Raw genomic sequence first — 7,036 nt, forward strand, 5'->3', positions numbered from 1 at the left:
CTTTCAAATATTTTGAGTATAAATACTCTATATACTCACTTCTCTGCGATGCAGTCGCACTCGCGGGAGCGCATTTTGTAGCTTGCTTAAAGCTTTGTTTCTGTCTGTATCACTTGTTACTTTTTAAAATGAGAATTGCTGCCCAATCCCTCTATAACTTGACAGTTGCGGTAACGGATACTACCCTCAACCCGGCTCCCAATGCCACGCCAGACGCAACGGTTAATTTCACCCTAGAAATTACCAATCTACCCGACCAAGCCGTTAATCCCCAAACCCTCCAATTTAAAGATACGGGTAATGGACAAGGTTCTCTGGTTTTCAACTTCAGTAACTTGCCCGGTAGCATACAGGTCAAAGCCATTGAGGAAGGACTTAAACAGACGGGAGCTTTCTTCAATAACGTTGTCGGTCTCTATCCAGTGGCGGATGACAACGGAGCCGTTTTTGACAGCCTCGATTTAGATGGAGATGGCAACGTCACAGAGTTAATTCAACCCGGTCAAGCGGGTTATGCCCGTACCGCCTTAAGTCAAGCAGTGAATAACTTCATTTTGCGGGCCAGTGGGGAAGGGGCAAACCAAAGCACCACCGCCGCTGAATTTGGGGATGTGTTGTTGCAAGGGGGGCGACGCTACGCACCCTTTGTGATTGCCAATGGGGGCAATCTGGGAGAAAGTCTGCAAGGGAGTGTTCAGGCATTTTTGACCAAGAATCCCGATAACGTGGCGGCTACCCTAGAAAACTATATGAGTCATGAAGTGGCCTATTTCTCCTTTGGGGCGGCAAATCCCGATGGGGCGGAACATTTACGGTCAAGGGGGAATAATATCTTTGGCTTTGAGGATTTACCGGGGAACTTACCCAATATCAGTGATAACGACTTTAATGATGGGATTTTGGCGTTTAATTTTATTGCTTAATCATCCCTTGCTGGTTTGACAAACCATTTCCTCTGGGAGTTGGCGGTGGTTGTCTTTTTCTAACTGCGAATCACCGTCATTTGTCGCCCCACAGGACTCATTGCGGTTCCCGATTAATGATAGCACGGCTGGCTTCCAATCCAGCAATGATTTATTAATAAATATTACTGGATTTACCGGTACTTTACCAGCTTTAGGGAACATTCCAGAGGGTAATTTCTTTGTTTAATTAATAGCATTTTTCTAAAGTAATGGCAGAGATGGTTAATTACCCTAAACTCCAACTCCTCTCCCAGAAAGGAAGATGGCAGTAGGATGTCTGCCACGAATAAAGAAAAATGGTATAACCTTACCTATCAAAACTTTGCCGTCACAATTTAGGACAACAATGGTATGCCATGGGCCTCTACTCTTCTTCATCTTCTTGACTTGACAAAGGCTTTTGTGCAACGTGGCGCACGAAAAGAATCTGCACAATATCGCCAGTGATGGTAAAGAGAATTCTGTAGGCACTACGTCCCTTACCATAAATAAGTTGTCGGATTTCTTCCTCCAAGAAATTATTTTCAAAAGCCAGTGAACAACGGTAAGGCATTTGCTCTAGTGACAGAATTGCTTTGTACAATCCTTCTAGCCACAACCTCGCTTTTCGAGGAGAATCTTTACTGAACCACAGATAGGCTTTTTCAATTCCCTGTTGTGCTTCAGGTTGTATGACGACTTGATACTTTTGGCTCATGGAGAACTGTCCAGCTTATCGAACAATTCAGAGAAGAATTCCTCTGCCTTCTTACCTTTGCCTTGCTTCATCTCTTCAAGACCACGCTTGACTCCTTTAAGCGTCTCAACCAATTCAGCAGCTTCAAGAAGTGTCTGATAGGATTCCGCATCCTGTACGACGAGTGCTGCTTTCCCATCAACCGTAAGCACCAAAGGGTCTTTGGTTTGTTTGAGATGCTCTAGGAACTGGGTCGTGTTTCGTTTAAACTCAGTTAGAGAATGAATGTCTTTTGAAAGGTTGAGCATTATCTTAGCAGACAAGACGCATTTAATTATATGCTACCACAAATTAATTCCCCTGTGACAAATACCCGCTCCTCTCACGGCTGGCTTCCAATCGAGCAATGATTTATTAATAAATATCACCGGATTTACCGCTACTTTACCAGCTTTAGGGAGCATTCCAGAGGGTAATTTCTTTGTTTAAGTGTCTAAGCTCTCCTTCTGTGATTCGGTTAGCATAATGATTAAAAATGAACCCTGGAAAGAAGCATTAAGTCACCTAGAAAACGGGTTTCTCGGAGAAAACCGTTTTCTGTGTTAAAAATTGTCAGCTACCCCCGCCATCCATTAGTCACATCTTTCTTAACATAAAGAAAGTTTGACAAAAACTGTGGTATAACTTCACAATAACTTGATATCATTATTACAATAGTCTCAAAAACAATGATCGAATTAAGTCCCGCCGCCGCTAGAGAAATTGAACGTTGGAGTCAAAGCCGTCGCCTGACTGGTTCCTATCTGCGTTTGGCAGTAAAAAACGGTGGTTGTTCGGGACTTCACTATCATCTCGAATTAACCGATATTGCGGCAGAAAACGATCGCTTTTATCAAAGTCAGGGTATTAATATTTTAGTGGATCCTGACAGCGATCGCTACCTACAAATTTTAAAATTAGACTATTCAGAAGATCTCATGGGTGGTGGTTTCCGTTTTACCAATGCCAACACCCAAAATACCTGCGGTTGTGGTCTTTCCTTTAGTGCCTAATTAACTGCTCCAAATAGCCAAGACAACTAAAAGCGCATTAACCAGATAAAAAGCTCCCACAATCCTGGTTTCCGTCCAACCACTTAATTCTAAATGATGATGAAAAGGAGCCATTTTTAATAATCTTTTGCCCTTGCCATCGGGTCCTTTTGTGGCTTTATAATAGATAACCTGAGCGATTACCGAAAGAGATTCCAGAAAGAACAGACCACTAATTAAAAATAATCCCCAGAGATGTCCAGTAATTAAACCCACCGCAGCTAAAGCTCCTCCCAAAGCGAGGGAACCCGTATCACCCATAAACACTTTAGCGGGGTTGCGGTTATGAAAAATGAAGCCTAGACAAGCACCAGCAAAACAAGTGCAGAAAATCGCCAAATCCGGATGACTAGGAGCGATAATAATGGCTAAACCCAAAAAAGCGATCGCACCAGTTCCCCCCGCTAATCCATCCACCCCATCGGTGAGATTAGTGGCGTTACTTTCAGCCACAAGGACAAATCCCGCCAAAATCCAGAAGAAAAAGCCCAAAGGAATCACTAATCGACCCCAAAGGCCGATATCGGTACTCACCTGATTGAACGACATCCAGAGACAAAAAAGCACCGCCCCGGTTATCTGTAAAATTAACTTCATCTGGGGAGATAGGCCCTTATTCGACTTATAACGCAAAATTTGCCAATCATCTAACCAACCGATACCCATGTAAGCAAAAGTCAGCAAAGCAACCGCCACCACATTAGGAGTGAATTTAGACCAGATTAAAGCGAAAATAAGGGCTACTGGCACAAAAAAGCTGCCTCCCATGGTCGGGGTTCCTGCTTTCTTTAAATGAGCCTGGGGTCCATCTTCGCGCATGATCTGACCCATTTTCAAGCGCCGTAGCATCGGTACTACTTGACAACCAAGACCAGCACTGATTAACGTTGTGGCCATCAGGGGCAGTAACAGGGAATTAGTGGCCTGAAAAAAAACTACTAACAGAAATAGTAATCCCGTTAGTAGAATCAGCAGATGGGTTCCAGTGGGTTTTTTAAAGATAGGGGCGGAAAAAATGTTAGCGTTCACGACTAAAGCGCCAGATAAGGGGAAAATTTGCCAAAGAAGACGGGATTAATCTTCATCTAAGACTAATTCATCTTCGTCGTCATCATAACCGATATCATCGACATCCATCAGTTCAGATAGTTCCACATCTTCTTCGAGAGTCAGATCCGGTTCGGCGATTTTATCCCGGGGAATCATGCGATTATTTTTTTCTAACCACTCGACAATGGAAGCGTCTTTTTTTAGGGGAATAACCGCGGCCGGTTCGTAGCGGGGTTCTTGACGAATAGAAGGATTAAGCATAATCACTCGACGATTAACAGCAATCATTTCGAGTTTACCATGTCTTTTAAGGCTCTGATAATCTCTTGATTGGCCGCGGGGAAAGTGTAATTATCTAGTTCCTCGATAGTTACCCAGCGGATTTCTTCACATTCGATCGCCCTTGCTTCGCCGCTGAGATAACGACAGTTATATACTTGTAGATTAACCCGAAAATGACTATAGGTGTGATCGATGGTGATTAAATGACTATCCACTGCGATTTCAATGCCAATTTCTTCTAATACCTCCCGTTTAATACATTCCTGTACCGTTTCATTGCCTTCGATTTTGCCACCGGGGAATTCCCAAAAACCGCCCAGGAGTCCCTTGGCCAGACGGCGATCGATTAAAATTAAATCTCGATCGTCTCTAATTACGGCCACACCGATTTGTTTAGAAGCTAAAGAGTCTGTTTCGGGAATCATAGCGGTTATTGGCGAAAAAATAGGAAAAAATAGTTAAAAACTGACTGCGGAGAATTGAGTCAAAAGATGATATAATCGAGAATTGTACGATTAACGATTAACAATGACAGTCAGTTCCGAATCAAAGTTTATTTTAAAAGTATTGTGGTTAGATCAGAACGTAGCGATCGCTGTGGATCAGGTGGTCGGCAAAGGAACTAGCCCCCTCACCGCTTATTTTTTCTGGCCGCGCAATGATGCTTGGCAACAACTGCAAGAGGAGTTAGAAGCAAAACACTGGATTGATGAGTCCGATCGCGTTGATGTTCTCAACAAAGCCACAGAAGTAATTAATTTTTGGCAAGAGTTACGCAATCAAGGCCGACAAATCCCCATGGCCGATGCACAGTTAAAATTCCCCGAAGTTGTTTTTAGTGGTAGCAATTAATTTATCGAAAAAATCGGGTCTAAAACCTCGCCTTAAGGCGAAAAGTTTTTGGAGCGGGGCATAAATCCCCGTTACAAAAACGGCCTCCTGCCCCCTGCCTCCGCTAAGTCCGACTACTTAGGGTTTGCTGAAAAAGTTTTTCCTAGGGGCAGGGTGTAGGGTGTGGGGTGTGGGGTGTGGGGTTTTACCGATTTTGAGGGGGTCAATTACCTAATTTTCAGGGAAAAAGTCCCTGAATTTCCCCCTGATCACTCCCATATCTGGTACTTTTTGAGGGGAAAAAAGTCCAAAAGTCTTATCCAACAAGGTTTTTAGATTTATTCAGCAATCCCTAAGTAGGTAGGCGTTAAAAATTATCAGACACCACCCTTATTAAGGTAGGGTTGATTCATGAATCAACCCTACTATGAATCAACCCTACTATGAATCAACCCTAGGACTAAGGGGGGATCGAACCTAAAATCCATTTTAAATTTAATTATAACCAGCTACTTATATTAAAAGTAACTCCTTCGTAAATTTCCTGAAAACTGAGAGCAAAATTGACAGAAGTTAAAGATAAACTGGCATTTTCACCCTCGTATTCCGTTAATAACCATTTATTTTCCTCAGTTTTGTTATACTGCATGATATATGGACGACTTTGACTAATGAGAATATATTCTTGCAATTCTGGCAGCGAACGATAATAAAGAAATTTATCGCCCTGGTCATAATTTTGAGTTGATTTTGAGAGGACTTCTACTATTAATCTGGGATTGGTAACAGTTGTCTTGCCAGTTTCATAATAAATCGGTTCACCCTCAATTAGCATCACATCGGGATAGGTTGCTTGACGATATTGCGCTATCCATAATTTCACATCACCGATAAAAATATTATATTTCTGTTCTTTGAGGGCAAATTTTAAATAAGCGGCAAAATTGAGAGCAATTTTATTATGATCGGTAGTGCCTCCTGTCATCGGTACGATTTCCCCGTCTTGATACTCATTTTTATAGGCTGCCGTTTCCTCTAGTTGTAAATATTCGGCAAAGCTATAGGTACTTTTATCTGTTGCTATGGTCATAATTTAAGTAGCTGGTTATAATTAAATTAAAAATTTATTTTAGGTTCGATCCCCCCTTATTAAGTAGGGTTGATTCATGAATCAACCCTACCCTTAATAGGGGGGCATCTGAAAGTTTTTAATACCTACCCACTTATTGATTAGCTCTCTCAATTGATTATAGCAATTATTATACTGGTGAGATACAAAAAAGTTACCAGAAATTAGCTATATTTACCCCAGCAAAAGATAACAGCTATCTTAATAAGACTCTTGAAAATTTTTAGCCAGCAACTAAACCAGAATTTGATCTCTCCCAAATGTGGGACAATTGACAAAGAACTAAGAATTGTAGAATCCCCCCATCATGACCTCGGAACTATCGAAGCAATACGATCCCAAGATCACAGAAACGAAATGGCAGCAATATTGGGAAAATCAAGAGATATTTACAGCAAACCCCGAAAAAGGCGGCGAAACCTACTGTATAGTCATCCCCCCTCCCAATGTTACCGGTAGTCTCCACATGGGTCACGCTTTCGAGAGTTCCTTGATTGATACACTTGTTCGCTACAAGCGCATGACCGGCAAAAATACCCTCTGGCTGCCCGGGACAGATCACGCTAGTATTGCAGTACAAGCTATACTCGATCGCCAATTAAAAGCCGAAAAAACCGACCGTTATCAACTAGGAAGGGAAAAATTCCTCGAACGCGCTTGGCAATGGAAAGAGGAGTCCGGTAGTACCATTGTTAATCAACTGCGACGCTTGGGGGTATCCGTCGATTGGACGCGGGAACGTTTCACCATGGATGAGGGACTTTCCCATGCTGTCCGTACTGCTTTTATCAAACTCTATGAGGACGGATTAATCTATCGCGGTCAATACTTAGTTAACTGGTGTCCCGAATCCCGGTCGGCCGTTTCCGATTTAGAGGTGGAAAACAAGGACATTGAGGGAAATCTCTGGTATTTTCGCTATCCTCTTAGCGATGGTAGCGGTTATCTTCAAGTAGCCACCACAAGGCCCGAAACCATGCTCGGTGATACTGGTGTAGCTGTCAACCCGCAA

Annotated in this window: 10 protein-coding genes and 2 pseudogenes; 6 read left to right on the forward strand and 6 right to left on the reverse strand. The window is 42.6% G+C overall.

Features of this window, described 5'->3' with window-relative positions:
* Window positions 1-128: 128 nt before the first annotated feature.
* Window positions 129-923 carry a DUF4114 domain-containing protein gene (locus PX484_RS19045; protein WP_287766610.1) on the forward strand — a complete coding sequence of 265 codons (795 nt, stop codon included), beginning with the start codon at window positions 129-131 and terminating at the stop codon, window positions 921-923.
* A gap of 112 nt (window positions 924-1,035) precedes the next feature.
* Window positions 1,036-1,152: pseudogene (locus tag PX484_RS19050) on the forward strand (bluetail domain-containing putative surface protein); the annotation flags it as partial.
* A 177-nt stretch (window positions 1,153-1,329) separates the two neighbouring features.
* Here PX484_RS19050 and PX484_RS19055 read toward each other — a convergent pair.
* The gene (locus PX484_RS19055) at window positions 1,330-1,662 is read right to left on the reverse strand and encodes a type II toxin-antitoxin system RelE/ParE family toxin (protein WP_002761780.1); all 333 of its coding nucleotides are present in this window, start codon (window positions 1,660-1,662) and stop codon (window positions 1,330-1,332) included.
* Window positions 1,659-1,949, reverse strand: a complete 291-nt coding sequence (locus tag PX484_RS19060; protein ID WP_002746031.1) for a type II toxin-antitoxin system Phd/YefM family antitoxin — start codon at window positions 1,947-1,949, stop codon at window positions 1,659-1,661. The genes PX484_RS19055 and PX484_RS19060 overlap by 4 nt, the downstream gene beginning before the upstream one ends.
* Window positions 1,950-2,025: 76 nt before the next feature.
* On the opposite strand from PX484_RS19060, the pseudogene PX484_RS25855 reads away from it, so the two are divergent.
* Window positions 2,026-2,130, forward strand: a pseudogene (locus PX484_RS25855) (bluetail domain-containing putative surface protein); the annotation flags it as partial.
* 239 nt (window positions 2,131-2,369) lie between these two features.
* Window positions 2,370-2,693, forward strand: coding sequence for a HesB/IscA family protein (locus PX484_RS19065; protein ID WP_002774150.1), 324 nt, complete (start codon window positions 2,370-2,372; stop codon window positions 2,691-2,693).
* Here the strand turns inward: PX484_RS19065 and mraY are convergent, their stop codons facing one another.
* The 3 genes from mraY to mutT are packed head-to-tail and all read right to left on the reverse strand — an operon-like array spanning window position 2,694 to window position 4,489.
* On the reverse strand, window positions 2,694-3,761 hold the full coding sequence (gene mraY, locus PX484_RS19070) for a phospho-N-acetylmuramoyl-pentapeptide-transferase (RefSeq protein WP_287665588.1): 1,068 nt from the start codon (window positions 3,759-3,761) through the stop codon (window positions 2,694-2,696).
* 45 nt (window positions 3,762-3,806) lie between these two features.
* The gene (locus tag PX484_RS19075; RefSeq protein ID WP_002735746.1) at window positions 3,807-4,070 is read right to left on the reverse strand and encodes a DUF3134 domain-containing protein; all 264 of its coding nucleotides are present in this window, start codon (window positions 4,068-4,070) and stop codon (window positions 3,807-3,809) included.
* Complete coding sequence (gene mutT, locus PX484_RS19080) at window positions 4,067-4,489, reverse strand: 8-oxo-dGTP diphosphatase MutT (RefSeq protein ID WP_287766612.1); 423 nt, start codon at window positions 4,487-4,489, stop codon at window positions 4,067-4,069. Before mutT ends, PX484_RS19075 begins: the two co-directional genes overlap by 4 nt.
* A 103-nt stretch (window positions 4,490-4,592) precedes the next feature.
* Between mutT and PX484_RS19085 the strand changes: the two genes are divergently transcribed.
* On the forward strand, window positions 4,593-4,916 hold the full coding sequence (locus tag PX484_RS19085; protein ID WP_002760450.1) for a 30S ribosomal protein PSRP-3: 324 nt from the start codon (window positions 4,593-4,595) through the stop codon (window positions 4,914-4,916).
* Between the two features lie 478 nt (window positions 4,917-5,394).
* Here the strand turns inward: PX484_RS19085 and PX484_RS19090 are convergent, their stop codons facing one another.
* Window positions 5,395-5,985, reverse strand: a complete 591-nt coding sequence (locus PX484_RS19090) for a Uma2 family endonuclease (RefSeq protein ID WP_002758653.1) — start codon at window positions 5,983-5,985, stop codon at window positions 5,395-5,397.
* Window positions 5,986-6,331: 346 nt separating this feature from the next.
* Between PX484_RS19090 and PX484_RS19095 the strand changes: the two genes are divergently transcribed.
* Window positions 6,332-7,036 (forward strand): class I tRNA ligase family protein (locus tag PX484_RS19095; RefSeq protein ID WP_288105144.1); only part of this gene is annotated, 705 nt, incomplete at its 3' end.

The organism is Microcystis sp. M49636_WE2 (assembly GCF_030065375.1).
Lineage (GTDB): Bacteria > Cyanobacteriota > Cyanobacteriia > Cyanobacteriales > Microcystaceae > Microcystis > Microcystis aeruginosa_C.